Below are 21610 nucleotides of genomic sequence, written 5' to 3'. Positions count from 1 at the left end.
GGGCGCGAGAACTGCGCAATAACTGGAGTGAGAACATACTGACAACAGGAGCGAATCCATGAAAATAATCCGCTACATACTGGCCGCAGCCCTCCTGGCCGCCGCCTTGCCCCTCACGGCCGCTGTGCAGAAGGGGACCGACCACCTCAAGACCCAGATCAAGCCCGAGGGTGGCCGGGTGATCCCCGACCTCCGCAATGCCGGCCCGATCTGGAAATCCGTTACCCCCCTGCGCACGACCAGCAAGCAGTGGGGCACGCTGCAGCGCGCCGTCCGTCCCGACGAGACCGTGATGGCGCTGGCCACCGAACACGGCCTCAAGGTCCATGAGCTGCAATTCGCGGACAACGGCACCCTCTCCTTCATCAGCGGTGAGCTGGGCGGCGCCGCGCAGCTCAAGTCCGCCAGCACGGCGGCGAGGACGCTGCAATCGGCCGTGCAGAGCACCCAGGCCCTCCGCGACCTCCGGCTGGCGCAACAGTGGCTCGAGACCTTCGCCCCGGCCCTGAAACTCGACCAGCCGGTTGCCGAACTCGCGCTCAGCCGCTACGAGACCGATGCGCTGGGGATGCGCCACCTCCGCCTGCAGCAGTTCTACAGGGGCCTGCCGGTCTGGGCCAATGAGCTTTACGTCCATCTCGATGCCGGAGACCAGGTTTACGCCGTCAACGGCCGCTACGCCCCGACGCCGGCCGCCATCAATCCGGCTTCACCCGGGATCAGCGGCGAGCAAGCCATCGCCTCAAGCCGCGCCCATCTCGCCGCAGCGGGAGTGCTCCGCGAGATTCCAGCCGGCATGACGCGGCTGCTGCGCTTCTCCGCCCCCACCAGCACCCGGGCGATCTGGATCGATAAAGAGAACCTTCCGCACCTGGTCTGGCAGGTCGATATCTATGCCAACATCCGCGACTGGTTCACCCTGATGGTCGATGCCGCCAGCGGCGAGGTGCTGCACAAGTACAGCAACACCATGTCCGAGGGCGAAGTCGATGCCTCGGGGGTGGATCTCAGCGGCGCCACCCGTACCTTCCGCGCCTATGAGCAGAACGGCACCTATTACATGCTGAGTGACATCAACGAGCTGGCCGGTGGTGCGGCCAATCTGCCGGAAAATCCGACCGGTGGAATGCTGGTACTTGATCTCAGAAACACCGATCCCAGCGAAACTTCCCAGTACTATTTTGTCACCTCCTCTTCCCGCACCTCCTGGAACGACAAGAGCGCCATCTCGGCCATGTATAATCTCAACACAGTATATGCTTATTATAAAAATACATTCTCACGTCGGGCCATCGATGACAAGGCCTCTACGATCATCACCGTTGTCAATGTGACCGAGGATGGTCGGACGATGGACAATGCCTACTGGAACGGCGCGGGCATCTTCTGGGGCAACGGCGCTGAAGAATTTTCGCCGCTGGCGGAGGCATTGGATGTTGCCGCACATGAATTGACTCATGGCGTGACCGAGTATAGCGCCAACCTGGTTTACCAGGACCAGCCCGGGGCGCTCAATGAGTCCTTCTCCGATGTCTTTGGCGCAATGATCGACCGCGACGACTGGTTGATGGGCGAGGATATCATGCTGCCGGGTAAAGGGAGCGCCCTGCGCGATATGGCCAATCCCGGCAATCCCAACGTCCTGAGCCAGCTGCCGGGGAACATGGACGAGTATGTCTACACCTCCGATGATAACGGCGGCGTGCACACCAACTCGGGTATCCCCAACAAAGCGGCCTACCTGATCGCCACCAGCATCGGCCGCGAGAAGACTGAAAGAATCTATTACCGCGCCCTCACGACCTATCTGACCCGCCAGTCGCAATTCATCGACGCCCGCGCCGGGCTCGAACAGAGCGCAACCGACCTCTACGGCAGCGGCGCTGAACTGGCCGCGGTCCAATCCGCTTTCGACGCGGTCAAGATCACCAAAAGCGGCAGCGGCGGCACGACGTCGCGCGGGGCCGGCGCCAATGAAGTGGATGCCACCACCGGCGGCCATCAATGGATCGCCTTTGTCCGCGACGACCTGCAGATCGGCCTCTATGACGTCGTCAACAAGGTGGATTATTATTTCCCCTACATTTATGTCAAGAGCAAGCAGTACAACTGGACCCAGTTCTCTGTTACGGCCGACGGACACTACCTCTACTTCGTCAACGCAGATGGCGTGCTGGCGCGTATCGATATCAGCGGCATGCCGAATTCTTACTATTATGAGACTTTCCCGCAATTTTACATCAAACAAGCGGGTGATCTCTGGAATTCGTCGGTCTCGCGCGACGGCCAGTACGTCGCCCTGACCTCCACCTACGAAGACGACAACAACCTCTATGTGATCATCTCGGGCGAAATCTATTATCTTCCCCTGCTAATTCCCTCCACTCAGGAGGGCATCTCGAGGATGACCATTCAATATCCGGATGTGCTCAACTGGTCGCCCAACACCAAGTATCCCAAACTGGCCTTCGATGCCTACAACCAGTACACCTTGAGCAACGGCACCACCCGCGACTGGTGGAGCATGGGCGAGGTTGACTTCACCGGCGACCAGTTGCAAGTCTATTCGCTGCTGCCGGCCCAGCCCGAGGGCGTCAGCGTCGGCAATGTGCAGTACAGCTCGACCGACCCCGACCGCGTCGCCTACAGCTACATCGACGAGGCCAATAACTACTGGGATATCGTCGTTGTCAATTTCGCGGAGGCCAATCAGAATCAGCGCATCCAGTTCCCGGCGCGCGACGTCGAGCGTCCCTCCTTCTCCCCCGACGATCAGTACCTGGTGGTGGACCGCTACAGCGACAGCAAGCTGCTGGTCCTCAATATCGCCAGCCTGAGCTTTTCCACGCTCAACCTCTCCACCGGAGCGCGCTATCCGGAATGGTTCGTGATCGGCGGTAGTTACGACCTCGATGTTGCGGCAAAAACCGCGGCACAGCCCGCCGGGTTCAATCTCGAGGCCGCCTACCCGAATCCCTTCAATACCGGGACGACGATCCGCTATACGCTGCCCAGGAGCGGTCGCATCCATCTGGCGATCTATGATCTGCAGGGCCGCCTGGTGCGCACCCTGGCCGACGAGGTGCAAAGCGCGGGACAGCACAGCCTCAACTGGTCGGGGAACAGTGCCGACGGACAGGCGCTGCCGTCGGGGGTTTACTTTTGCCGGATGGAGGCGGAAGGCGGCTTCCGCGCCAGCCAGAAGATGGTGATGGTGAAATAGCGGCTGCGGGCAAATCCTGCCTTAGCGATGCATCGCGGCTGCCGGCACAGGCTCGCAGCAGAGCCGGCCGGCGCAAGTGAACACCATGCGGCACCAACGCAAAAAGCCGGAGAGGCGAACTCTCCGGCTTTTTTTATGGCTTTGCTGCAATGGCGAATGGAGATTACTTGAGCTGATCCAGCTGCTGGATGAATTCCTCCTTGACCTGAAAATTCCGGTAAACCGATGCGAAACGGACGTAAGCGATCTCGTCCAGATCCTTGAGGGCCATCATCACAGCCTCGCCAATCTCGGTGGATTCCACCTCCTCGACTCCGCGATCGCGCAGGTCATACTCGATCTTGGAGGTGATCTGCTCGATGGTCGCCATCGATATCGGACGTTTGATGCAAGCTACCTGCAGGCTGCGGACCAGTTTCTGCCGGTCAAACTCCTCGCGCCGGTTGTCCTGCTTGATCACCCAGAGCGGAATTTCGTCGAGCTGCTCGCGGGTAGTGAAACGGCGCTGACACTTGAGACACTCCCGCCTGCGGCGGATCGTACGGCCGCCGTCGCGCGTGCGCGAGTCGATCACCTTGCTATCGTGATAGCTGCAGAAGGGGCATCTCATGACCGCATCTCTAAACGTGTGGACCGGCGTTTACAATTATTAAATATAGCAAATGGAACCGCTGAATTCAAGAAAAATCACACTATCAGCTCCGGATAGAGGGGGAAGCGGCCGGTGAGGGTCTTCACCCCCTCGCGGACCTCGGCGAGCACCTTGTCGTCGTGGAGATGGGCGATGACCCGGTCGATGAGGCCGGCGATTTCGCGCATCTCCGCCTCCTTCATCCCGCGCGTGGTCAGGGCCGGGGTGCCGATGCGGATGCCGCTGGTCTGAAAGGGGCTCTGCTGATCGAAGGGGATCATGTTCTTGTTGACGGTAATGCCGGCTTCATCGAGCACTTTCTCGACCTCCTTGCCGGTGAGGCCGCGCGGACTGAGATCGACCAGCATCAGGTGGGTATCCGTGCCGCCGGAGACGATCAAATGGCCCTTCTCGATGAGGGCCGCGGCGAGGACCCGGGCATTCTTCAGGACCTGTTCCTGGTAAACCCTGAAGCCGGGCTGCAGGGCTTCACCGAAGGCCACCGCCTTGGCGGCAATGACGTGCATCAGCGGGCCGCCCTGGAAACCCGGAAAGATCTGGCTGTCGACGATCTCCGACCATTTCTTCAGTTGTCCCTTTGGGGTGGCGATGCCGAGGTCGTTCTCTCCGTCCTTGCCGACCAGGATCAGGCCGCCGCGCGGACCGCGCAGGGTTTTGTGGGTGGTCGTGGTAGTGATATGGCAGTGCGGGATCGGGCTCGGGATCAGGCCGGCGGCGATAAGGCCGGCAGGATGCGCCATATCGGCGACCAGCTTGGCGCCGACGCTGTCGGCGATACGGCGGAAAGCGGCGTAATCGATGGCGCGGGCGTAGGCGCTCGCCCCAGCGATGATCAAGGCCGGCCGCTCTTGCTTAGCCAGGCTCTCGACCTGGTTCATATCGATATAGCCGTCGCGGCCGACGCCGTAGTGCACCATGCGGAAAAAGCGGCCGGAAAAATTGACCGGGCTGCCATGGGTGAGGTGACCGCCATGGGCGAGGTCCATGCCGAGCACGGTATCGCCGAATTTAATCAGGCTGAAATAGGCGGCGATGTTGGCCTGCGAGCCGGAGTGGGGCTGGACGTTCGCATGGTCGGCGCCGAAGAGCTGCCGGGCGCGGTCGCGCGCCAGGTTCTCGGCCTCATCGACGAACTCACAGCCGCCGTAATAGCGTTTGCCCGGGTAGCCTTCGGCATACTTGTTGTTCATGGGTTGGCCCAGGGCCTCGAGCACGGCCAGACTGACGAAATTCTCCGAGGCGATCAGCTCCAGTTTGTCGTTTTGGCGGTGGATCTCCTTCTGGATCGCCGCGAAAACGGCTGGATCCTGCGATTGGACATACGACATGGTCTCTCCTTCAAGCTGTGATGGCTCATCGGCCGGTGAGTCGATGGATTTTCTGGATGCGGCCGAGGTGGCGGCCGCCGTCAAACGGGGTATCGAGAAACAGGCGCAGCATCCGGACGGCCTGGTCGGGCTCGGTGGTACGCCCCCCGAAAGCGATCAGGTTGGCGTCATTGTGACGGCGCGCCATCTCGGCCATATAGTCGGTCGTGCAGAGGGCGGCGCGGACGCCGCTCACCTTGTTGGCGGTGATCATGGCGCCGATGCCGGTGCCGCAGATGACCACGCCGCGCTCGCACAGGCCGCTGCTGACCGCGGTGGCGGTGCGGAAGCTGAAATCGGCGTAATCAACCGAGGGGGTCTCGGCATAACAGCCGAAATCGGTATAGTCGATAGCGTTCTCTTCAAGCCAGCGGCGCAGGTGCTGCTTGAGGGCGTAGCCGGCATGATCGGATCCGATGGCGAGGGGCATGGCAGTGTCCGGTGGGATTGTACTGTTCATGATTATGCGGCTAATGTACGAATACGCGCGACAAAATGCCAGTAAAAATAATGGAGAGGGACTCAAGACGGGGGCCGGGTCGGCGCGATACGGGCCGGCGGGCATAAAAAAAGGCCATCGCAAGATGGCCCTTTTAAAGCGTGTCAGGAGAGGATTACTTCTTGGGGGTCTCTTCCTCTTCCTGCGGCTGCTGTTTCTGCGCCTGGGCGGCGGCCTCTTCCATCTCTTTCTTCTTCTTGGCCACCTTCTCCTGGCGTTTCTGCCGCTGCTTCTCGATCTTGGCGGCCTTGGTGCCTTCGTAGCCGACCAGCTCAAAAATAGCCATCGAGGCGCCATCACCCTGGCGGTTGCCGAGTTTGATCACCCGGGTATAGCCGCCGTTGCGGTCGGCGAACTTGGGACCGATCTCGTCAAAGAGCTCACGGACCAGCTCCTTGTCCTTGATGGTGCGCATGACCATGCGCCGGGCGGCGAGGTCATTCTTCTTGGCGAAGGTGATCAGCCGTTCGACCACCCCGCGCGCCTCCTTGGCCTTGGGCGTGGTGGTAATGATGCTCTTGTGGCTCAGGATCGAGGCCGCCATATTGCCCATCATCGCCTTGCGATGGCTGTGGGTTTTGCCTAATGTTCTTCCAGATTTGCCGTGTCTCATGAATGAAATCCTCTGCTTATGCAAAGCCATGCAGGATGGCTGCAGTATTAATCGTCGCCTTTTTTAAGATATTTGTCCACATCCATCCCGAAGGTGATGCCCTTCTCCTCGAGGATCTTGGTCAGTTCGGAGAGGGATTTGCGGCCGAAATTGCGGAACTTGAGCATCTCCGGCTCATCGCGGCGCACCAGGTCGCCGATGGTCTTGATGTTGGCGGCCATTAGGCAATTGTGCGAGCGCACCGAAAGCTCGAGTTCATCGACGCTCATCTTGAGCAGCTTGCGGATGCGGATCGCCTCCTCATCCACCTCCTGCGACTCTTCCTCCTCGGTATCGATATCGAAATTGATGAAGAGCTGGATATGGTCGCGCAGGATCTTGCCGGCGAAACTGAGGGCATCATCGGGGGTGATGCTGCCGTCGGTTGAGATCTCGAGGATCAGCCGTTCGTAATCGATGCGCTGGCCGACACGGGTGTTCTCGACGGTATAGGTGACGCGCACGATCGGGGTGAAAACCGCATCGATCGGGATGGTGCCCAGCGGCAGATCGGCCTGACGGTTCTCCTCAGCCGGGACGTAGCCGCGGCCGCGGCCGATGCGCAGCTCGATCGTGAAATCGGCCTCATCGTTGAGGGTGGCGATATGCCATTCGGGATTGAGGATCTCGAAATCGGTCGACTGCTCCTGGATATCGCGGGCGGTGAAGAGGCGCGGACCCTTGAGGTGCAGGGTGATCTTGTCGGGCTTTTTGTCGATCAGTTTCAGCCGGACCTGCTTGAGGTTGAGCACGATGGTGGCGACATCCTCCTTCACCCCGGGGATGGTACTGAACTCATGCAGGACGCCGTCGATGCGAAAGGTGGTGATGGCGGCGCCGGGGATGGAGGAGAGCAGGACCCTGCGGAAGGCGTTGCCGATGGTCACGCCGAAGCCGCGCTCCAGGGGCTGAACGATGAACTTGCCGTAGGTATTGGTATAGGTTGACTCGTCCAGTTCGATGCTTTCGGGCATCTGAAAACTTGGTAAAGCCATTTAGAACTCCATTATCTGATGGGTTGACTGCGACTATTGCCAGGCCGGGCCTGAAGGTCCTTACTTGGAATAGAGCTCAACGATTAGTTTCTCGTTCACATCCACGGGGATAGCGTCGCGCGCCGGCTGCTCGAGGATGGTGCCCTGCATCAGAGCTTTGTCGAGGGAGAGCCAGGAGACCATCTTGCCGTCGCGCACGCGCTTCATGGCGCTGTGGATGACCTCGAGCTGGCGGCTCTTCTCGCGGATGCGGATCTCGTCGCCGGCCTTGAGCTGGTAGGAGGGGATATCGACCAGCTCGCCGTTGACCAGGACATGGCGATGGCGCACCAGCTGGCGCGCCGTCGTGCGCGAGGGGGCCAGACCGAGACGGTAGACCACGTTATCGAGGCGGGTTTCGAGCAGGCGCAGCAGGTTCTCGCCGGTGATGCCCTTGAGGCGTTCGGCGCGTTCGAAATAGGTGTGGAACTGGCGCTCCAGCAGGCCGTAGATCCGTTTCACCTTCTGCTTCTCGCGCAGCTGCACCGAATATTCGGACTGCTTGAAACGGCGGGTGCGGCCGTGCTGGCCCGGGGCGTAGCCCTTTTTATCAAAGGTGCACTTATCGCTGGTGCATTTGGTGCCCTTCAGAAAGAGCTTCATGCCTTCGCGGCGGCAAAGTTTGCAATCCGCTCCTGTGTCTCTTGCCATAAAATGGAACCTCCTCATAAAGTCCCTGTCACGGGACAGGCATATCGTATGCAACGGTTCAATACAGGGTTACACAAAACCTCGAATCCACCTTGCGATCAGACGCGCCGGCGTTTGGGCGGGCGGCAGCCGTTATGCGGGATGGGCGAGGTATCCTTGATCGAGCTGATTTCAAGGCCTGCGGCCTGAAGCGAGCGCACGGCGGCTTCGCGTCCTGAACCGGGGCCCTTGACCAGGACGTCGACACGGCGCAGGCCGAGATCGATGGCCTCCTTGGCGGCCGATTCGGCGGCCATCTGGGCGGCGTAGGGCGTGCTCTTGCGCGAGCCCTTGAAGCCGGCGCGGCCGGCGGTTGCCCACGAGATCACATTCCCGTACATGTCCGTCAGGGTGATGTTGGTATTGTTGAACGTCACCCGGATATGGGCGACGCCGTTCGCCTCCACCTTTTCGCGTTTCTTGGTGGTCTTCTTTTTGGGGTTAGCCAATGCACACCTCTCTGGAATAAAAGCCGATTAGCACACTTATTTCTTCTTGCGAATACCGACGCCACCGCGGCGCGAGCGGCGGGTGCGGGCGTTGGTGTGGGTCCGCTGTCCTCTGACCGGCAAGTTGCGGCGATGACGCATTCCCCGGTAACAACCGATATCAATGAGGCGCTTGATGTTCATCTGCGTCTCGCTGCGCAGGGCGCCTTCCACTTTGTAGTCGTTCGCGATCAGGTCGCGGATCTTGGCCACTTCATCGGGCTGCATGTCCCGCACGCGCGTGTCCGGATTGATCCGGGTCTTTTCGAGGATCTCACGCGAAGTGGTAATGCCGATGCCGAAGATGTAGGTAAGCGCCACTTCGATGCGTTTATCGCGCGGTAGATCTATGCCTGAAATACGAGCCAAAGCACTCTCCTTTGTTTAGATGGAAATTATCCCTGGCGCTGTTTATGCCGGGGATTCTTTTTGCAGATAACACGAATCGTACCCTTGCGGCGTATGATTTTGCAGCTATCGCAGATTTTTTTTACCGATGATCTGACTTTCATTGCTTACCTCGGACCTAGAATTCTCAGCTTATTTGAAGCGATAGGTGATCCGTCCTCGGGACAGATCGTAGGGCGATAATTCCACAGTAACTTTGTCGCCCGGCAATATCTTGATAAAATGCATCCGCATCTTGCCGGAGATGTGAGCCAGCACCTTGTGGCCGTTCTCCAACTCCACCCGGAAGGATGCATTGGGCAGGGTTTCCAGAATGACGCCATCGATCTTGATCGAAGCTTCTTTTGGCATACAGGCCTGTTCTATTCCAGCGTTAGTATTTCCGCACCGCCCTTGCGGACGGCCACGGTGTGCTCGTAATGGGCCGAGGGCTTGCCGTCGGCGGTGACCACCGTCCATTGATCTTCGAGCGTGCGCACCCGCCAGCTTCCGGCGTTGACCATCGGCTCGATCGCCAGGACCATCCCCGTCTTGAGGCGCGGTCCCTGGTCGGGTACGCCGTAGTTGGGTATCTGCGGTTCCTCGTGCATAGCCTGACCGATGCCGTGTCCCACCAGATCGCGGACCACCGAAAACCCGGCGGCCTCCACATGGCTTTGTATCGCATGCCCGATGTCGGAGAGGCGGTTGCCGTCGACCGCCGCCGCGATTCCCTTTTCCAGGGATTCGCGGGTGATCTGCATCAGCCGCTCCTTGGTCCGGTCCACCGTACCCACCTTGAAAGTGCGGGCGGCATCGCTATAGTATCCATTCAAAAGAACACCCACATCCACACTGACGATCTCGCCCTCCCGCATCGCCCGTTTGCCGGGTATCCCGTGCACCACCTGATCGTCGATCGAGATGCAGGTATTGGCCGGATAACCGTTGTAGCCCTTAAAGGCGGGCCGGCCGCCTTTGGCGATGATATAAGCGGCGATCTCCTCATCGAGCTCACCGGTCACCACGCCCGCTGCGATCCGGGATTCCGCCAGGCTCAGCGCGGCTGCCAGGATCCGGCCGCTCTGCCGGATCAGCTCGATCTCTTTCTCGCTACGGATGGCGATCATACCGCCTGGAGTCCGGCCAGAAGGGCTTCCAGCTCGGCGCGCACCCGCTCCACCGGCTGCTCTGCGCGTAAAATATACAACTTTTTTTGCTTATAGTAAAACTCTTTTAACGGTGCGGTCTTTTCTTCATAGACCTTGAGCCGGCTCAGCACCGTCTCCTCCGAATCATCCTTGCGCTGGATGATCGCGCCGCCGCAGCTGCCGCAGGCGCCGCTGGCCGGGGGCGGGTCGCTGAGAATGTTGTAGATGCGCCCGCACTGGGCGCAGGTCCGCCGGCTGGTCAGACGCCGGATGATCTCCGCCTCCGAAACCTCGAAAAAGATGGCGCTCTGGATCGCCCGCGCCGGCCCGAGCATCGCGTCGAGGCTCTCGCCCTGGGCGATCGTGCGCGGAAATCCGTCGAGGATGAATCCCCGGGCGCAATCCGGCTGGCCAAGGCGCTCGCGCATCAAGGCGATGATCAGCTCATCGGAAACCAGGGCGCCGCTCTTCATAATCGAATCGGCCTTTTTGCCCAGTTCAGTCCCCTCGGTGACCGCCTTGCGCAGGATGTCGCCGGTGGAGATCTGCGGAATCCCGAACCGTCCCTGCAGCCAAACCGCCTGGGTCCCCTTGCCCGATCCCGGCGCCCCCAGGAATACCAGTCTCATCGTCGCTCTTCCCTTTCCGCCCTAGAAGCGCCGGCGGCCGCGAATCTTGCCGCTCTTGAGGAAGCCGTCGTAATGGCGCATCAGCAGATGCGACTCGACCTGCTGCAAGGTATCGAGGGCGACACCGACGACGATCAGCAACGAGGTCCCGCCGAAGAAGCTGGCAAAGTCGTAACCGACGTTGGTCAGCTTGGCGATGAAGGCCGGCAGGATCGCGATGATCGCCAGGAAGATCGAGCCCGGCAGGGTGATACGCGTCAGGATATGATCAATATATTCGGAGGTCTTCTTCCCCGGCCGCACGCCCGGGATGAAGCCGCCGTACTTTTTCATATTATCCGCCACATCGACCGGATTGAAGGCGATGGCGGTGTAGAAATAGGTGAAGAAGACGATCATGATGCCGTAGAGCAACCAGTAGAACGAGGACTGGTAGCTGAAGAGCTGGTTGAGCGAGACCATGAAATCACTGTTCGGGAAAAACTGAATGATCGTCTGCGGAATGAACAGGATCGACTGGGCGAAGATGATCGGCATGACGCCCGCGGTGTTGACGCGGAGCGGAATGTGGGTGCTCTGTCCGCCGTAGATCTTGCGGCCGACGACGCGCTTGGCGTACTGCACCGGGATCTTGCGCGTGCCCTGGGTAAGCAGGACCGTGCTCGCGACGGTGAAGACGAAGAGGACCCAGAGGACGATCTCGACCAGGATGGTACGGTTGCCGGCGATCACCTGCTGGAGTTCTGAGAAGATCGAATTCGGGAAGCGCGCGACGATGCCGATGAAGATGATCAGCGAAATGCCGTTGCCGATGCCGCGCTCGGTGATCAGCTCACCGAACCACATGATCAGCACCGTGCCGGCGGTCAGCGCCAGCATGGTGATGAAACGGAAGGCGAAGCCCGGCTGCGGCACGATCAGTTCCGAGGCGCCGGCGCTGTTGTTCAGGCTCTCGAGGAAGATGCTGACGCCGAAGGCCTGCAGAGCCGAGATCGCCACCGTCCCGTAGCGGGTGAGCTGGGTGATCTTTTTGCGTCCCTGTTCGCCCTCTTTCTGCAGCTTCTGGAAATAGGGCACGACGGCCCCGAGCAGCTGGATGATGATCGAGGCCGAGATGTAGGGCATGATGCCCAGGGCGAAAACGGTGGCGCGGTGGAAGGCGCCGCCGGCGAAGAGGTCATAGAGCCCCATCAGGCCGGCCGAATTCTGCTTGAAGTAGTCGACCAGGGCGGTGGCGTTGATGCCGGGGACCGGGACATGGCCACCGATACGATAGGCGATGAGCACGGCGGCGGTGAAGAGGATGCGCCGTTTCAGATCCGGAATCTTGAAGATGTTGGCCAGGCTGCCCATCATAGCTTGGTAATCCTTCCTCCGGCCGCTTCAATTTTTTCCTGCGCGCTCTTGCTGAAGGCATTGGCCGATACGGTGATTTTCTTGGTTACTTCGCCATCGCCGAGGACCTTGAGGGGGACTCCGCTCTTGCTGATGGCGCCCATCTCGAAGAGAGTCGCGGGGGTGAGCTCTTCACTGCCGGCCAGCCGGTTGAGGTCGCCGACATTGATCACCTGGAAATCGACACGGTTGGGGTTCTTGAAACCGCGTTTGGGCAGACGCCGTTGGATGGGCATCTGGCCGCCTTCGAACCAGGCGCGATTCTTGAAACCGGAGCGTGAACGCGCGCCGTTGGAGCCGCGACCGGACTGTTTGCCGCGCGCCCCACCGCGGCCAACCCGTTTGCGATCCTTGACCGCACCTTCCGCGTATGTCAAATTAGCTAAATTCATCCTGTCCTCAGTTGCTAGCGTTAGCCTGAATCTTACAGTTCTTCCACTTTAACCAGGTGCCGGATATTATCCACCATGCCGCGGATGACCGGCGTATCATAGTGCACCACGCTGTTGTTGGGGTGGCGCAAGCCGAGGGCGATGGCCGTGGCTTTGTGTTTGGCGATCGATCCGATGGTGGAGCGCACCAGCGTGATCCTGATCTGCTTGCCTGTTTTTTTCTTGTTCATGGTTGGTAATCCATCCGCTTATTCGTTGACGACGGTTTTCGGCTTGGGCACGGTTTTGAAAACCTGCATCACCGGGAGCCCGCGCTTGCGGGAGACCGTGCCGGCGTCCATGAGGTTTTCCAGGGCCGCAATCGTCGCCTTGACCACATTGTGGGGGTTGGCCGAGCCGCGGCTTTTGGTCAGGATATCGGTATAACCGGCCGATTCAAGAATGGCGCGCACGGCGCCGCCGGCGATGACCCCGGTTCCGGGCGCTGCGGGTTTCAGAAAGACCCGGCCGGCGCCATATTTGCCTTCGATTTCGTGGGTGATGGTGCCGTTGACCACCGGCACCCGGATCAGGCTCTTCTTGGCCGCATCCGCGCCCTTGGTGATCGAATCGGTCACCTCGTTGGCCTTGCCGAGTCCGATGCCGACGCGGCCGTGGCCGTCGCCGACCACAACGATCGCGTTAAAGCTGAAGCGGCGGCCACCCTTGACCACTTTGGCAACGCGGTTGACCTGGACCACCCGCTCCGTCAGTTCAAATTCACCGGGATTTATCTTTTCCAACGTCTGTTCCTCATGTTAAAATCCATATGCGTTCGCCTAGAACTGCAATCCACCCTCGCGGGCTCCCTCGGCCAGCGCTTTGACACGGCCGTGGTAGAGATAGCCGCCGCGGTCGAAGACGATGGTTTTCACCTCTTTGCTCTTGGCCAGTTCGGCCAGGTGTTTGCCGACCAGCTTGGCCTGCGCTTTCTTGCCCTTGGCCTTGGCCACCTCGTCACGGATCGCCTTGCTGAGGGTGCTGGCGGCGAAGAGGGTCGTCCGGCTCAGATCATCAACGACCTGAGCATAGATGTGCTTGTTGCTGCGGAAGACCACCAGGCGCGGCCGTTCACCGGTGCCGCGCAGGTGCTTTAGGATGTGGCTGTGCCGCCGCTCCCGTGCTTCGATTTTCATGTATGCTTTGTCAGCCATTGTATAGACTCATCAGGTTATGGTTTGATAACGCTGCCGCGGCCCGGCGTCCCGGACGGGGTTACGCCGCGGTACGGCCTGCCCTGTTACGCCGCAGTCTTGCCGGCCTTCTTGCGCACGACCTCGCCGAGGTAGCGGACACCCTTGCCCTTGTAGGGTTCGGGCTTGCGCAGGCTGCGGATCTTGGCTGCAATCTGCCCGACCAGTTCCTTGCTGATCCCGCGCACGACAATGATGTTGTTGCCTTCGGTCGCGAGGGTGATCTCCGGGGGCGGGGCGATGATGATCGGGTGCGAATAGCCCAGGGAGAGGAGCACATGCGTGCCCTTCATCTCGGCGCGGAAGCCGACGCCGACGATCTCGAGCTTCTTCTCAAAGCCCTTGGAGACGCCTTCGATCGCATTGGCGACCAGGGTCCGGGTCAATCCGTGCAGACTGCGAATGTGCTTGTCATCGTTCGGCCGCTGGATCTCGAGGAGACCGTTCTCGATCTTGACGAGCAGCTCCGGGTGCACCTGCACCGCGAGCTTGCCCTTGGGACCGGTGGCCGTCACCAGGTTGTTGGCGACGTCGACCTTGACGCCATCCGGTATGGTAATGGGAGCTTTTCCAACTCGTGACACGATATACTCCTGTCCTTAGGATTTACCAAATATAGCAGAGTACTTCGCCGCCGACGCCGCGTTTGCGCGCTTCCTGACCCGTCATCACCCCCTCGGAGGTGGTGACAATGGCGATGCCGAGATTGTTGAAAACGCGCGGCACCGCTTTGTGATTGACATAGCGGCGGTATCCGGGCTTGCTGATGCGACGCAGACCGGAAATTACACTCTTGTTGTCATGATCATACTTCAAGTAGATGCGGATGACGCCCTGTTTGCCGTCATTGATAATGACGTGGTTCTTTATGTAGGCTTCTTCCTGCAGAATCTTGGTGATCTCCTGTTTCAGTCTGGAGGCAGGAATATCTACTCTGGGATGATTGGCCCTGGTCGCATTCCTGATACAGGTTAGGTAGTCTGCGATGGGATCAGTCTTAGACATGTATCTTCTCCCTGACAAGCTCAACGCTGTGATGAAAGTGAGTTACAAAAAAGGGAACCAGGCGTTCTACCAACTGGCTTTCTTGACGCCGGGGATCAACCCTTCCAGTGCGAGATCGCGGAAACAGAGTCTGCAAATGCCGAACTTGCGGTAAAAGGCTCTGGGCCGGCCGCAGCGAGAACACCGGTTATAAGCACGCACTGCGAATTTCGGGGTCCTCTTGGACTTGACAACTAACGCTTTTCTAGCCAATGCCGTTCCTCTTCTGTTAGATATTACGAGCGACGGATGAACGGCATCCCGAACGCCGTCAGCAGTTCGAGGGCCTCTTCATCGGTTTTTGCCGTAGTTACGATGGTGATGTTCATGCCGCGCGTCTTTTCCACCTTGTCGTAATCGATCTCCGGAAAGACAATCTGTTCCTTGATCGCCATGTTGTAGTTGCCGCGGCCGTCGAATTTGACCGGCAGGCCGCGGAAGTCGCGTACGCGGGGGATGGCGATGGTGATGAGGCGGTCGAGGAACTCGTACATCTGCCAGCGGCGCAGGGTGACGCTGCAGCCGATCGGCATACCCGCACGCAGCTTGAAATTGGAGATCGACTTGCGGGCCCGGCGGATGATGGGCTTCTGCCCGGCGATCTTGCTCATCTCTTCCACAGCACTGTCGACATTCTTGGCGTTCTCCGTGGCATCGCCGACGCCCATATTGAGGACGATCTTTTCGATGCGCGGCACCTGCATCACGTTCTTATAGTTGAAACGCTTTTGCAGTTGCGGCCGGACCTCCTTGGCGTAGACGTCGATCAATCGCGGTTTATATTTTTCTTCAGCCATGTTGATTTGCCCGATTTTTAAGGTTATTGCTAACTCTGGGTTACCAGCATCTCATTACAATTCTTGCAGACGCGCACATGACCCTTGCGGCTCTTGGCCTCATCGAAGACCTGCTTGGAGCCCATCCGCGCCGGGGTGTTGCATTTGGGGCAGATGACCATGACATTGGAGACATGGATGGGAGCCTCTTTCTCGACGATGCCGCCCTGGGGATTCTGCTGGCTCTGGCGCGTCGCCTTTTTGATAAAGTGCACGCCTTCGATGATCACCTGGGACTTTTCCGGGAAAACCTTGAGCACCTTGCCCTTTTTCCCTTTGTAGTTCCCGGCGACAACCAGGACCTGATCGTTTTTTCTAACACGCATTGTTTATGGCCTTTATCAATAGTCTAGAGCACTTCAGGAGCTAATGAGACGATTTTCATAAACTGTTTTTCGCGCAGCTCGCGCGCCACCGGGCCGAAGATGCGCGTGCCCTTGGGTTCCATCGCATCGTTGATCAGCACCGCTGCATTCTCGTCGAAGCGGATGTAGGATCCATCCGGACGGCGCTTCTCCTTTTTGGTGCGCACGATCACGGCCTTGCTCTTGTCCCCCTTCTTGATGCTGCTGTTGGGGATGGCCTGTTTGACGGTGACGATGATGATATCGCCTACCGTGGCCACGCGACGCTTCGAGCCGCCGAGCACCCGGATACACATCACCTTCTTGGCGCCTGTGTTGTCCGCGACATTAAGCCGGGTATATTCCTGAACCATGACTCAAACCTTTCGCTTCGGATTCGCACAACGTTACTTGGCACGCTCAATGACGTCGATCAGCCGCCAGCGCTTGCGGGCGCTCAAGGGGCGGGTCTCCATGATCTTGATGACATCCCCGACATGGCTGGTGTTGTTCTCATCGTGCGCCATGAACTTGGAGGTCTTCTTGACATACTTTTTATAGAGGGGGTGCTTGACAAAGCGCTGGACCGTCACCACACGGCTCTTGTCCATCTTGTCGCTGGCGACAATCCCGATCTTCACTTTTCTCTGTTTTCTTTCCACAACACTCTCCAATGGCATTAAAAGAGAATCTAGGCTTGCTTGGCGCTGCGCATCTCATTGATGATCGTCCGCATCCGGGCGATATCGCGGCGCACCTTGCGAATGCGCAGGGGATTGTCGAGCTGACGGGTCGAGTGCTGGATGCGCAGGTTTTCCATCTCCACCAGCGCGTCTTCCAACTGGATCTCGATCTCCTTGAGCGGCAGTTTACGCAGTTCTTCGGTCTTGTTCATTTCTACTCTCCAATTTCCGCGCCGGAGACGAACCGGGATTTAACCGGCAGCTTGTGGGCCGCCAGGCGCAGGGCCTCGCGGGCCGTGGTCTCATCCACACCGGCGATCTCGAACATGATGCGGCCTGGTTTGACCACCGCCACCCAATATTCGGGGGCACCCTTACCCTTACCCATACGGGTCTCGGCCGGCTTCTTGGTGCACGGCTTATCCGGGAAGATCCGGATCCAGATTTTGCCGCCGCGCTTGATATAGCGCGTCATCGCGATACGGGCGGCTTCAATCTGCCGGGCGGTAATCCAGTGCGGCTCGACGGCCTTGAGACCATATTCGCCGAAGGCCAGCAGCGAACCGCGCACCGCCAGGCCTCTCATCCGGCCGCGCTGGTGCTTGCGAAATTTTATGCGCTTGGGCATTAACATGACTAGAATACTCCGCTAAGATATTGATCAAATCCGATAATTATTGTTCGCCGATGATTTCACCGCGGCAGATCCAGACCTTGACCCCGATGGCGCCATAAGAGGTCCGCGAGGTCGCCCGCGCAAAATCGATGTCCGCACGCAGGGTGTGCAGGGGAATCCGGCCCTCCTTGTACTGCTCGACCCGCGCCATCTCCGCGCCGCCGAGACGGCCGGAACAGCAGATGCGGATGCCCTCGGCGCCCATGCGCATGGTCGACTGGATCGCCTTCTTCATCGCCCGGCGGAACGAAACCTTGCCCTCAAGCTGGCTGGCGATCGACTCGGCAACAAGATAGGCATCCAGCTCCGGACGTTTGATCTCGTTGATGTTCAGCTGTACATCCTTGCCGGTCACCCGCTGCAGCTCCTCGCGCAGCTTGTCCACCTCGGCACCCTTGCGGCCGATCACGATGCCCGGACGGGCGGTATGGATGGTCAGGGTAATCTGCTTCGGCGTCCGGCTAATCTCGATTTTGGAGATGCTGGCCTTCTGCAGACGGTTGCGCACGTAGCGGCGGAGCATGATGTCTTCGCTCAGCTTCTTGGCGAAATCGCGCTCATCAAACCAGTTGGAATCCCATGACCGGATGATTCCCAGCCGGAAGCCCTTAGGATTGGTCTTTTGTCCCAAAATACTCTCCTGTAAGAAAATCTAGTTGACTGCCTTGTCTGCAACCACCACCGAAATATGACAGGTGCGCCTGCGGATCCGCGTGGCCCGGCCCATCGATGCGGCCCGAAACCGCTTGAGCATATAGCCTTCATCGATGCGCAGTTCCTTGATGTAGAGATCCTCGGGCGACAACTTGTTGCCCTCTTCCTTGTTGAGCATATTGGAAACCGCCGAACGGATGGCTTTTTCCAGGGGCTCGGAGGCCGCGGTGTCGCTGAAATGGAGGATATTCAGCGCATCCTGAACAACCTTGCCGCGCACCAGCTTGGCGACGCGCCGGACCTTCAGGGGGGACTTGCGGACCCATTTTGCTACCGCCTTTGCTTCCATGAAAAATTCTCCAAACTATCGCTTCGCTATTTGGCTGCTTTTTCCGACTTTTTCTCGGTGTGGCCGCGGAAGGTACGGGTCAGGGCAAATTCACCCAGCTTGTGACCGACCATGTTCTCGGAAATAAAAACGGGGACGAATTTATTGCCGTTGTGCACAGCCAAGGTGTGACCGATGAACTCCGGGGGTATGGTGCTGCGCCGCGCCCAGGTCTTGATCACCTTCTTCTGATTGATTCGGTTGAGCTCATCGATCTTCGCCAGGAGATTGGCGTCGATATACGGCCCTTTTTTGATCGATCTTGCCATGTTGACTTCCGTTATTTTCTGCGTTTCACAATGAGACGATCGGAGGATTTTCTCTTCCGCGTTTTATATCCCTTGGTCGGTTTGCCCCAGGGGGTGGTCGGGTGACGTCCGCCCGAACTCTTGCCCTCGCCTCCGCCCATCGGGTGGTCGACCGGGTTCTGCGCCACGCCGCGCACATGGGGGCGGCGCCCCAACCAGCGGCTGCGTCCCGCCTTGCCGATGGTCACATTCTCATGATCCGTATTGCCGACCTGGCCGATGGTGGCCCGGCATTCCAGACGCACCATGCGCACCTCCCCGGAGGGCAGCCGCAGCTGGCCGTATTCCTTCTCCTTGGCCATCAGCTGGGCGTAGGAACCGGCGGTGCGCGCGAGCTGGCCGCCTTTACCCTTCTTCATTTCGACATTGTGCACCAGGGTGCCCATCGGGATCTTCTCCAGCGGCATGGCATTGCCCACCCGAATTTCGGGGGCTTCGCCGGAGAGCAGCGCATCGCCGACCTGGAGGCCAAGCGGAGCAAGGATATACCGCTTTTCGCCGTCGGCATACTTGAGCAGGGCGATATTGGCGGTGCGATTGGGATCATACTCGATCGAGGCCACCACAGCCGGGATTTCCAGCTTGTCGCGTTTGAAATCGATGATCCGGTAGAAGCGCTTATGGCCGCCCCCGCGATGGCGCGAGGTGACCCGGCCGCGGTTGTTGCGACCGCCCGACTTGTGTAACGGCACCAGCAGGGAGCGCTCCGGGCTCTGCGCCGTGACCTCTTCAAACGTGTTCACACTCTTGAAACGCTGACCCGGTGTGATTGGCTTGAATGTTTTTATGGGCATGTAACGATCTCCAGGTGTTCAGCTATTTGGTTTTCGAACCTTCAAAAAAATCAATCTTGTCGCCGCTGCGCAGCGTGACAATGGCCTTTTTCCAGTCGGCGCGCTTACCCGAGGTCAGCCCCCGGCGCGTGTTCATCCGCTTGGCCTTGCCCTTGACCACCACAGTCGAAACCTCGTCGACGGTGACTTCGAATTTCCTTTCCACCGCCTGCTTGATCTCGATCTTGTTGGCCGCGCGATCCACGACAAAGGCATACTTGCCGGCAGTCTCCTGCATCTTGAGCATTTTTTCGGTCAGGATGGGCTTGACCAGAATGAGGCGTTTGCTTTTCATGATTGTAATGAACCTTCCAGCTTTTTAATGGCACTTTCCATGATCAACAGGGCCTTGCAGTCGAGCAGCTCGGTGGTCGAGGCATCGGTGGCCACCTGCACCTTGAGATTGGCGATGTTGCGGCTGGCGCGGAGCAGGTCCGCATCGTAGCCGGGCAGCAGGATCAGGGTCTTGGCCCCATCCAGCTTGAAGGCCTTCAGCAACTGGGCCATCTCCCGGGTTTTGACGGCTTCGAGGGTGAAATCTTCCAGCACCGTGACCGCCGCATCCTTGACCTTGGCGGAGAGAGCGGAGATGCGCGCCAGGCGCTTCACCTTGCGTGGCAGCTTCTGTTCGTAGACGACCGGCTGTGGGCCGTGCGCGGTGCCGCCGCCGCGCCAGATCGGAGAGCGGCTGGAACCCGAACGGGCCGTGCCGCGTCCCTTTTGCTTCCACGGCTTCTTGCCGCCGCCCGAGACCATGCCGCGGGTCTTGGTGGCCGCCGTACCCTGGCGCAGATTTATGGCATTGGTCTTCACCGCCAGATAGAGGACATGCTGGTTGGGCTCGACTCCGAAAACGCCGTCGGCAAGTTCCACCTCGCGGCCAGCCGATGCTCCATCTTTCTTAAAAACTTCCAGTTTCATAGGTCAATTACTTTCTGATTAGAACAATACCTTGATCCGTCGCCGGCACGGCGCCCTTGATAATCAGCAGATTATTGGCCTCATCGACCTTGACCACGCGCACGTTGCGCACAGTCTGCTGCACGCCGCCCATTCGTCCGGCCATCTTCAGCCCCTTGAAAACGCGCGAGGGATAGGAGGACTGACCCAATGAGCCCGGAGCCCGCATGCGATCGCTCTGGCCATGGGACTTGGGGCCGCCGCCAAAATGATGCCGGCGCACCACACCCTGAAATCCCAAGCCCTTGGTGATGCCGGTCACCCGGACCAGCTCACCCGGACTGAAGATCGTGCACTTGATCTCATCGCCCACCTGCAGCTCCTGGCCATTGTCGAAATCGCGCAGCTCGCGGACGACCTCGAAGGGCCCCTTGCCGCTCTTTTTCGTCTGGCCCTGCACCGCCTTGGTGACGTGCTTCAGCTTCTTGCTGCCGAAGCCGATCTGCACGGCGGTGTAGCCATCCTTCTCAACGGTCTTGATCTGAGTGACGACATTCGGACCCGCCTCGATAACCGTTGCGGGGACCACATTGCCCGCTTCATCGAAGACGCGGGTCATACCTAACTTTTTTCCAATTATCGAACGCATTGAAGTACCATTATGCAAGGTTGTGATGGTTTCGGGTCAATTAGGGGTGACACAGGACTCAGACCTTGATCTCAACATCGACACCCGCCGGCAGCTCCAGTTTCATCAGGGCATCCACAGTCTTGGGCGAAGAGTTGTGAATATCGACCAGCCGTTTGTGGATGCGCGTCTCGAACTGCTCGCGCGACTTTTTATCTACATGCGGCGAACGCAGCACGGTGTAAACAGTCTTGCGCGTCGGGAGTGGAATCGGCCCGACGATCATCGCGCCGGTCTGCTTGGCCGTCTTGATGATCTTCTCGGTGGAGATGTCGATCAGACGGTGATCGTAGGCTTTCAGCTTGATGCGAATTTTTTGACCCGCCATTTAAAGACTCCGCTTATACTATGTACCCAATCCAGACAGAATGGTTTATTTAATGATCTTGGTCACCACACCGGCGCCGACAGTGCGGCCGCCCTCGCGGATGGCGAAACGAAGACCCTCTTCCATCGCGATCTCGG

The 21610-nt window shown here is 59.2% G+C and carries 36 protein-coding genes; 1 reads left to right on the top strand and 35 read right to left on the bottom strand.

Annotation, left to right across the window (positions count from 1 at the left end):
* The first annotated feature begins 58 nt into the window (after positions 1–58).
* Positions 59–3223, top strand: coding sequence for a M4 family metallopeptidase (locus tag PLH32_16445; protein HQJ66198.1), 3165 nt, complete (start codon positions 59–61; stop codon positions 3221–3223).
* A 163-nt stretch (positions 3224–3386) separates the two neighbouring features.
* Here PLH32_16445 and nrdR read toward each other — a convergent pair whose 3' ends face one another.
* The 35 genes from nrdR to PLH32_16270 all read right to left on the bottom strand — a co-directional run.
* Entirely contained in the window at positions 3387–3833 is a 447-nt protein-coding gene (nrdR, locus tag PLH32_16440; protein ID HQJ66197.1) for a transcriptional regulator NrdR, read from the bottom strand.
* Between the two features lie 77 nt (positions 3834–3910).
* Positions 3911–5203: a serine hydroxymethyltransferase gene (gene glyA / locus PLH32_16435; GenBank protein ID HQJ66196.1), complete on the bottom strand. Its 1293-nt coding sequence runs from the start codon at positions 5201–5203 to the stop codon at positions 3911–3913.
* A gap of 25 nt (positions 5204–5228) precedes the next feature.
* Positions 5229–5672 carry a ribose 5-phosphate isomerase B gene (rpiB, locus tag PLH32_16430; GenBank protein ID HQJ66195.1) on the bottom strand — a complete coding sequence of 148 codons (444 nt, stop codon included), beginning with the start codon at positions 5670–5672 and terminating at the stop codon, positions 5229–5231.
* A gap of 184 nt (positions 5673–5856) precedes the next feature.
* Positions 5857–6354: a 50S ribosomal protein L17 gene (rplQ, locus tag PLH32_16425; GenBank protein ID HQJ66194.1), complete on the bottom strand. Its 498-nt coding sequence runs from the start codon at positions 6352–6354 to the stop codon at positions 5857–5859.
* Positions 6355–6401: 47 nt separating this feature from the next.
* Positions 6402–7388, bottom strand: a complete 987-nt coding sequence (locus PLH32_16420; GenBank protein HQJ66193.1) for a DNA-directed RNA polymerase subunit alpha — start codon at positions 7386–7388, stop codon at positions 6402–6404.
* Between the two features lie 60 nt (positions 7389–7448).
* Positions 7449–8078: a 30S ribosomal protein S4 gene (gene rpsD, locus PLH32_16415; GenBank protein HQJ66192.1), complete on the bottom strand. Its 630-nt coding sequence runs from the start codon at positions 8076–8078 to the stop codon at positions 7449–7451.
* 98 nt (positions 8079–8176) lie between these two features.
* Positions 8177–8566: a 30S ribosomal protein S11 gene (rpsK, locus tag PLH32_16410; GenBank protein HQJ66191.1), complete on the bottom strand. Its 390-nt coding sequence runs from the start codon at positions 8564–8566 to the stop codon at positions 8177–8179.
* Positions 8567–8602: 36 nt separating this feature from the next.
* On the bottom strand, positions 8603–8974 hold the full coding sequence (gene rpsM, locus PLH32_16405; protein ID HQJ66190.1) for a 30S ribosomal protein S13: 372 nt from the start codon (positions 8972–8974) through the stop codon (positions 8603–8605).
* 26 nt (positions 8975–9000) lie between these two features.
* Entirely contained in the window at positions 9001–9117 is a 117-nt protein-coding gene (gene rpmJ, locus PLH32_16400) for a 50S ribosomal protein L36 (GenBank protein HQJ66189.1), read from the bottom strand.
* Positions 9118–9145: 28 nt separating this feature from the next.
* Positions 9146–9364: a translation initiation factor IF-1 gene (infA, locus tag PLH32_16395; GenBank protein ID HQJ66188.1), complete on the bottom strand. Its 219-nt coding sequence runs from the start codon at positions 9362–9364 to the stop codon at positions 9146–9148.
* 11 nt (positions 9365–9375) lie between these two features.
* Positions 9376–10122 (bottom strand): type I methionyl aminopeptidase, encoded by a 747-nt coding sequence (map, locus tag PLH32_16390; protein ID HQJ66187.1) that lies wholly within the window; start codon positions 10120–10122, stop codon positions 9376–9378.
* Entirely contained in the window at positions 10119–10772 is a 654-nt protein-coding gene (locus PLH32_16385; GenBank protein ID HQJ66186.1) for an adenylate kinase, read from the bottom strand. The genes map and PLH32_16385 overlap by 4 nt, the downstream gene beginning before the upstream one ends.
* Positions 10773–10793: 21 nt before the next feature.
* Entirely contained in the window at positions 10794–12128 is a 1335-nt protein-coding gene (gene secY / locus PLH32_16380) for a preprotein translocase subunit SecY (protein HQJ66185.1), read from the bottom strand.
* Positions 12125–12559, bottom strand: coding sequence for a 50S ribosomal protein L15 (gene rplO / locus PLH32_16375; GenBank protein HQJ66184.1), 435 nt, complete (start codon positions 12557–12559; stop codon positions 12125–12127). Before rplO ends, secY begins: the two co-directional genes overlap by 4 nt.
* A 32-nt stretch (positions 12560–12591) precedes the next feature.
* The gene (rpmD, locus tag PLH32_16370; protein ID HQJ66183.1) at positions 12592–12789 is read right to left on the bottom strand and encodes a 50S ribosomal protein L30; all 198 of its coding nucleotides are present in this window, start codon (positions 12787–12789) and stop codon (positions 12592–12594) included.
* 18 nt (positions 12790–12807) lie between these two features.
* A complete protein-coding gene (gene rpsE, locus PLH32_16365) occupies positions 12808–13341 on the bottom strand; it encodes a 30S ribosomal protein S5 (GenBank protein HQJ66182.1) in 534 nt (177 codons plus the stop codon).
* A gap of 36 nt (positions 13342–13377) precedes the next feature.
* The gene (rplR, locus tag PLH32_16360; GenBank protein HQJ66181.1) at positions 13378–13752 is read right to left on the bottom strand and encodes a 50S ribosomal protein L18; all 375 of its coding nucleotides are present in this window, start codon (positions 13750–13752) and stop codon (positions 13378–13380) included.
* A gap of 86 nt (positions 13753–13838) precedes the next feature.
* Positions 13839–14375: a 50S ribosomal protein L6 gene (rplF, locus tag PLH32_16355; protein ID HQJ66180.1), complete on the bottom strand. Its 537-nt coding sequence runs from the start codon at positions 14373–14375 to the stop codon at positions 13839–13841.
* Between the two features lie 22 nt (positions 14376–14397).
* Positions 14398–14796, bottom strand: a complete 399-nt coding sequence (gene rpsH / locus PLH32_16350) for a 30S ribosomal protein S8 (GenBank protein ID HQJ66179.1) — start codon at positions 14794–14796, stop codon at positions 14398–14400.
* Between the two features lie 66 nt (positions 14797–14862).
* Positions 14863–15048 (bottom strand): type Z 30S ribosomal protein S14, encoded by a 186-nt coding sequence (locus PLH32_16345; protein HQJ66178.1) that lies wholly within the window; start codon positions 15046–15048, stop codon positions 14863–14865.
* Between the two features lie 23 nt (positions 15049–15071).
* Positions 15072–15632: a 50S ribosomal protein L5 gene (rplE, locus tag PLH32_16340; protein HQJ66177.1), complete on the bottom strand. Its 561-nt coding sequence runs from the start codon at positions 15630–15632 to the stop codon at positions 15072–15074.
* Between the two features lie 29 nt (positions 15633–15661).
* The gene (gene rplX / locus PLH32_16335) at positions 15662–15997 is read right to left on the bottom strand and encodes a 50S ribosomal protein L24 (protein HQJ66176.1); all 336 of its coding nucleotides are present in this window, start codon (positions 15995–15997) and stop codon (positions 15662–15664) included.
* 23 nt (positions 15998–16020) lie between these two features.
* The gene (rplN, locus tag PLH32_16330) at positions 16021–16389 is read right to left on the bottom strand and encodes a 50S ribosomal protein L14 (protein HQJ66175.1); all 369 of its coding nucleotides are present in this window, start codon (positions 16387–16389) and stop codon (positions 16021–16023) included.
* 33 nt (positions 16390–16422) lie between these two features.
* Entirely contained in the window at positions 16423–16677 is a 255-nt protein-coding gene (rpsQ, locus tag PLH32_16325; GenBank protein HQJ66174.1) for a 30S ribosomal protein S17, read from the bottom strand.
* Positions 16678–16706: 29 nt separating this feature from the next.
* On the bottom strand, positions 16707–16910 hold the full coding sequence (gene rpmC / locus PLH32_16320) for a 50S ribosomal protein L29 (GenBank protein ID HQJ66173.1): 204 nt from the start codon (positions 16908–16910) through the stop codon (positions 16707–16709).
* 2 nt (positions 16911–16912) lie between these two features.
* Positions 16913–17332 (bottom strand): 50S ribosomal protein L16, encoded by a 420-nt coding sequence (gene rplP / locus PLH32_16315; protein ID HQJ66172.1) that lies wholly within the window; start codon positions 17330–17332, stop codon positions 16913–16915.
* Between the two features lie 40 nt (positions 17333–17372).
* Positions 17373–18005 carry a 30S ribosomal protein S3 gene (rpsC, locus tag PLH32_16310; GenBank protein HQJ66171.1) on the bottom strand — a complete coding sequence of 211 codons (633 nt, stop codon included), beginning with the start codon at positions 18003–18005 and terminating at the stop codon, positions 17373–17375.
* Between the two features lie 21 nt (positions 18006–18026).
* Complete coding sequence (gene rplV, locus PLH32_16305) at positions 18027–18377, bottom strand: 50S ribosomal protein L22 (GenBank protein HQJ66170.1); 351 nt, start codon at positions 18375–18377, stop codon at positions 18027–18029.
* 26 nt (positions 18378–18403) lie between these two features.
* On the bottom strand, positions 18404–18685 hold the full coding sequence (rpsS, locus tag PLH32_16300) for a 30S ribosomal protein S19 (protein ID HQJ66169.1): 282 nt from the start codon (positions 18683–18685) through the stop codon (positions 18404–18406).
* Positions 18686–18696: 11 nt separating this feature from the next.
* Positions 18697–19518: a 50S ribosomal protein L2 gene (gene rplB, locus PLH32_16295; GenBank protein ID HQJ66168.1), complete on the bottom strand. Its 822-nt coding sequence runs from the start codon at positions 19516–19518 to the stop codon at positions 18697–18699.
* Between the two features lie 22 nt (positions 19519–19540).
* Positions 19541–19852 (bottom strand): 50S ribosomal protein L23, encoded by a 312-nt coding sequence (gene rplW / locus PLH32_16290; GenBank protein ID HQJ66167.1) that lies wholly within the window; start codon positions 19850–19852, stop codon positions 19541–19543.
* A complete protein-coding gene (gene rplD / locus PLH32_16285) occupies positions 19849–20478 on the bottom strand; it encodes a 50S ribosomal protein L4 (GenBank protein ID HQJ66166.1) in 630 nt (209 codons plus the stop codon). Before rplD ends, rplW begins: the two co-directional genes overlap by 4 nt.
* 7 nt (positions 20479–20485) lie before the next feature.
* A complete protein-coding gene (rplC, locus tag PLH32_16280) occupies positions 20486–21106 on the bottom strand; it encodes a 50S ribosomal protein L3 (protein ID HQJ66165.1) in 621 nt (206 codons plus the stop codon).
* 58 nt (positions 21107–21164) lie between these two features.
* Positions 21165–21473, bottom strand: a complete 309-nt coding sequence (gene rpsJ, locus PLH32_16275) for a 30S ribosomal protein S10 (GenBank protein ID HQJ66164.1) — start codon at positions 21471–21473, stop codon at positions 21165–21167.
* 45 nt (positions 21474–21518) lie between these two features.
* Positions 21519–21610 (bottom strand): hypothetical protein (locus tag PLH32_16270; protein HQJ66163.1); only part of this gene is annotated, 92 nt, incomplete at its 5' end.

The sequence above is a fragment of the bacterium genome (genome assembly GCA_035419245.1).
GTDB lineage: Bacteria > Zhuqueibacterota > Zhuqueibacteria > Residuimicrobiales > Residuimicrobiaceae > JAKPUX01.
Note: the sequence above shows the minus strand (reverse complement) of the source record. Positions and strands in the feature narration are given on the sequence as shown.

Bases quoted from the DNA above. Each gene is read 5' to 3' on its own strand.
- PLH32_16445 (HQJ66198.1), top strand. From the start codon at position 59: ATGAAAATAATCCGCTACATACTGGCCGCAGCCCTCCTGGCCGCCGCC.
- nrdR (HQJ66197.1), bottom strand. From the start codon at position 3,833: ATGAGATGCCCCTTCTGCAGCTATCACGATAGCAAGGTGATCGACTCG.
- glyA (HQJ66196.1), bottom strand. From the start codon at position 5,203: ATGTCGTATGTCCAATCGCAGGATCCAGCCGTTTTCGCGGCGATCCAG.
- rpiB (HQJ66195.1), bottom strand. From the start codon at position 5,672: ATGCCCCTCGCCATCGGATCCGATCATGCCGGCTACGCCCTCAAGCAG.
- rplQ (HQJ66194.1), bottom strand. From the start codon at position 6,354: ATGAGACACGGCAAATCTGGAAGAACATTAGGCAAAACCCACAGCCAT.
- PLH32_16420 (HQJ66193.1), bottom strand. From the start codon at position 7,388: ATGGCTTTACCAAGTTTTCAGATGCCCGAAAGCATCGAACTGGACGAG.
- rpsD (HQJ66192.1), bottom strand. From the start codon at position 8,078: ATGGCAAGAGACACAGGAGCGGATTGCAAACTTTGCCGCCGCGAAGGC.
- rpmJ (HQJ66189.1), bottom strand. From the start codon at position 9,117: ATGAAAGTCAGATCATCGGTAAAAAAAATCTGCGATAGCTGCAAAATC.
- infA (HQJ66188.1), bottom strand. From the start codon at position 9,364: ATGCCAAAAGAAGCTTCGATCAAGATCGATGGCGTCATTCTGGAAACC.
- map (HQJ66187.1), bottom strand. From the start codon at position 10,122: ATGATCGCCATCCGTAGCGAGAAAGAGATCGAGCTGATCCGGCAGAGC.
- PLH32_16385 (HQJ66186.1), bottom strand. From the start codon at position 10,772: ATGAGACTGGTATTCCTGGGGGCGCCGGGATCGGGCAAGGGGACCCAG.
- secY (HQJ66185.1), bottom strand. From the start codon at position 12,128: ATGATGGGCAGCCTGGCCAACATCTTCAAGATTCCGGATCTGAAACGG.
- rplO (HQJ66184.1), bottom strand. From the start codon at position 12,559: ATGAATTTAGCTAATTTGACATACGCGGAAGGTGCGGTCAAGGATCGC.
- rpmD (HQJ66183.1), bottom strand. From the start codon at position 12,789: ATGAACAAGAAAAAAACAGGCAAGCAGATCAGGATCACGCTGGTGCGC.
- rplR (HQJ66181.1), bottom strand. From the start codon at position 13,752: ATGGCTGACAAAGCATACATGAAAATCGAAGCACGGGAGCGGCGGCAC.
- rpsH (HQJ66179.1), bottom strand. From the start codon at position 14,796: ATGTCTAAGACTGATCCCATCGCAGACTACCTAACCTGTATCAGGAAT.
- rplE (HQJ66177.1), bottom strand. From the start codon at position 15,632: ATGGCTGAAGAAAAATATAAACCGCGATTGATCGACGTCTACGCCAAG.
- rplX (HQJ66176.1), bottom strand. From the start codon at position 15,997: ATGCGTGTTAGAAAAAACGATCAGGTCCTGGTTGTCGCCGGGAACTAC.
- rplN (HQJ66175.1), bottom strand. From the start codon at position 16,389: ATGGTTCAGGAATATACCCGGCTTAATGTCGCGGACAACACAGGCGCC.
- rpmC (HQJ66173.1), bottom strand. From the start codon at position 16,910: ATGAACAAGACCGAAGAACTGCGTAAACTGCCGCTCAAGGAGATCGAG.
- rplP (HQJ66172.1), bottom strand. From the start codon at position 17,332: ATGTTAATGCCCAAGCGCATAAAATTTCGCAAGCACCAGCGCGGCCGG.
- rplV (HQJ66170.1), bottom strand. From the start codon at position 18,377: ATGGAAGCAAAGGCGGTAGCAAAATGGGTCCGCAAGTCCCCCCTGAAG.
- rpsS (HQJ66169.1), bottom strand. From the start codon at position 18,685: ATGGCAAGATCGATCAAAAAAGGGCCGTATATCGACGCCAATCTCCTG.
- rplB (HQJ66168.1), bottom strand. From the start codon at position 19,518: ATGCCCATAAAAACATTCAAGCCAATCACACCGGGTCAGCGTTTCAAG.
- rplW (HQJ66167.1), bottom strand. From the start codon at position 19,852: ATGAAAAGCAAACGCCTCATTCTGGTCAAGCCCATCCTGACCGAAAAA.
- rplD (HQJ66166.1), bottom strand. From the start codon at position 20,478: ATGAAACTGGAAGTTTTTAAGAAAGATGGAGCATCGGCTGGCCGCGAG.
- rplC (HQJ66165.1), bottom strand. From the start codon at position 21,106: ATGCGTTCGATAATTGGAAAAAAGTTAGGTATGACCCGCGTCTTCGAT.
- rpsJ (HQJ66164.1), bottom strand. From the start codon at position 21,473: ATGGCGGGTCAAAAAATTCGCATCAAGCTGAAAGCCTACGATCACCGT.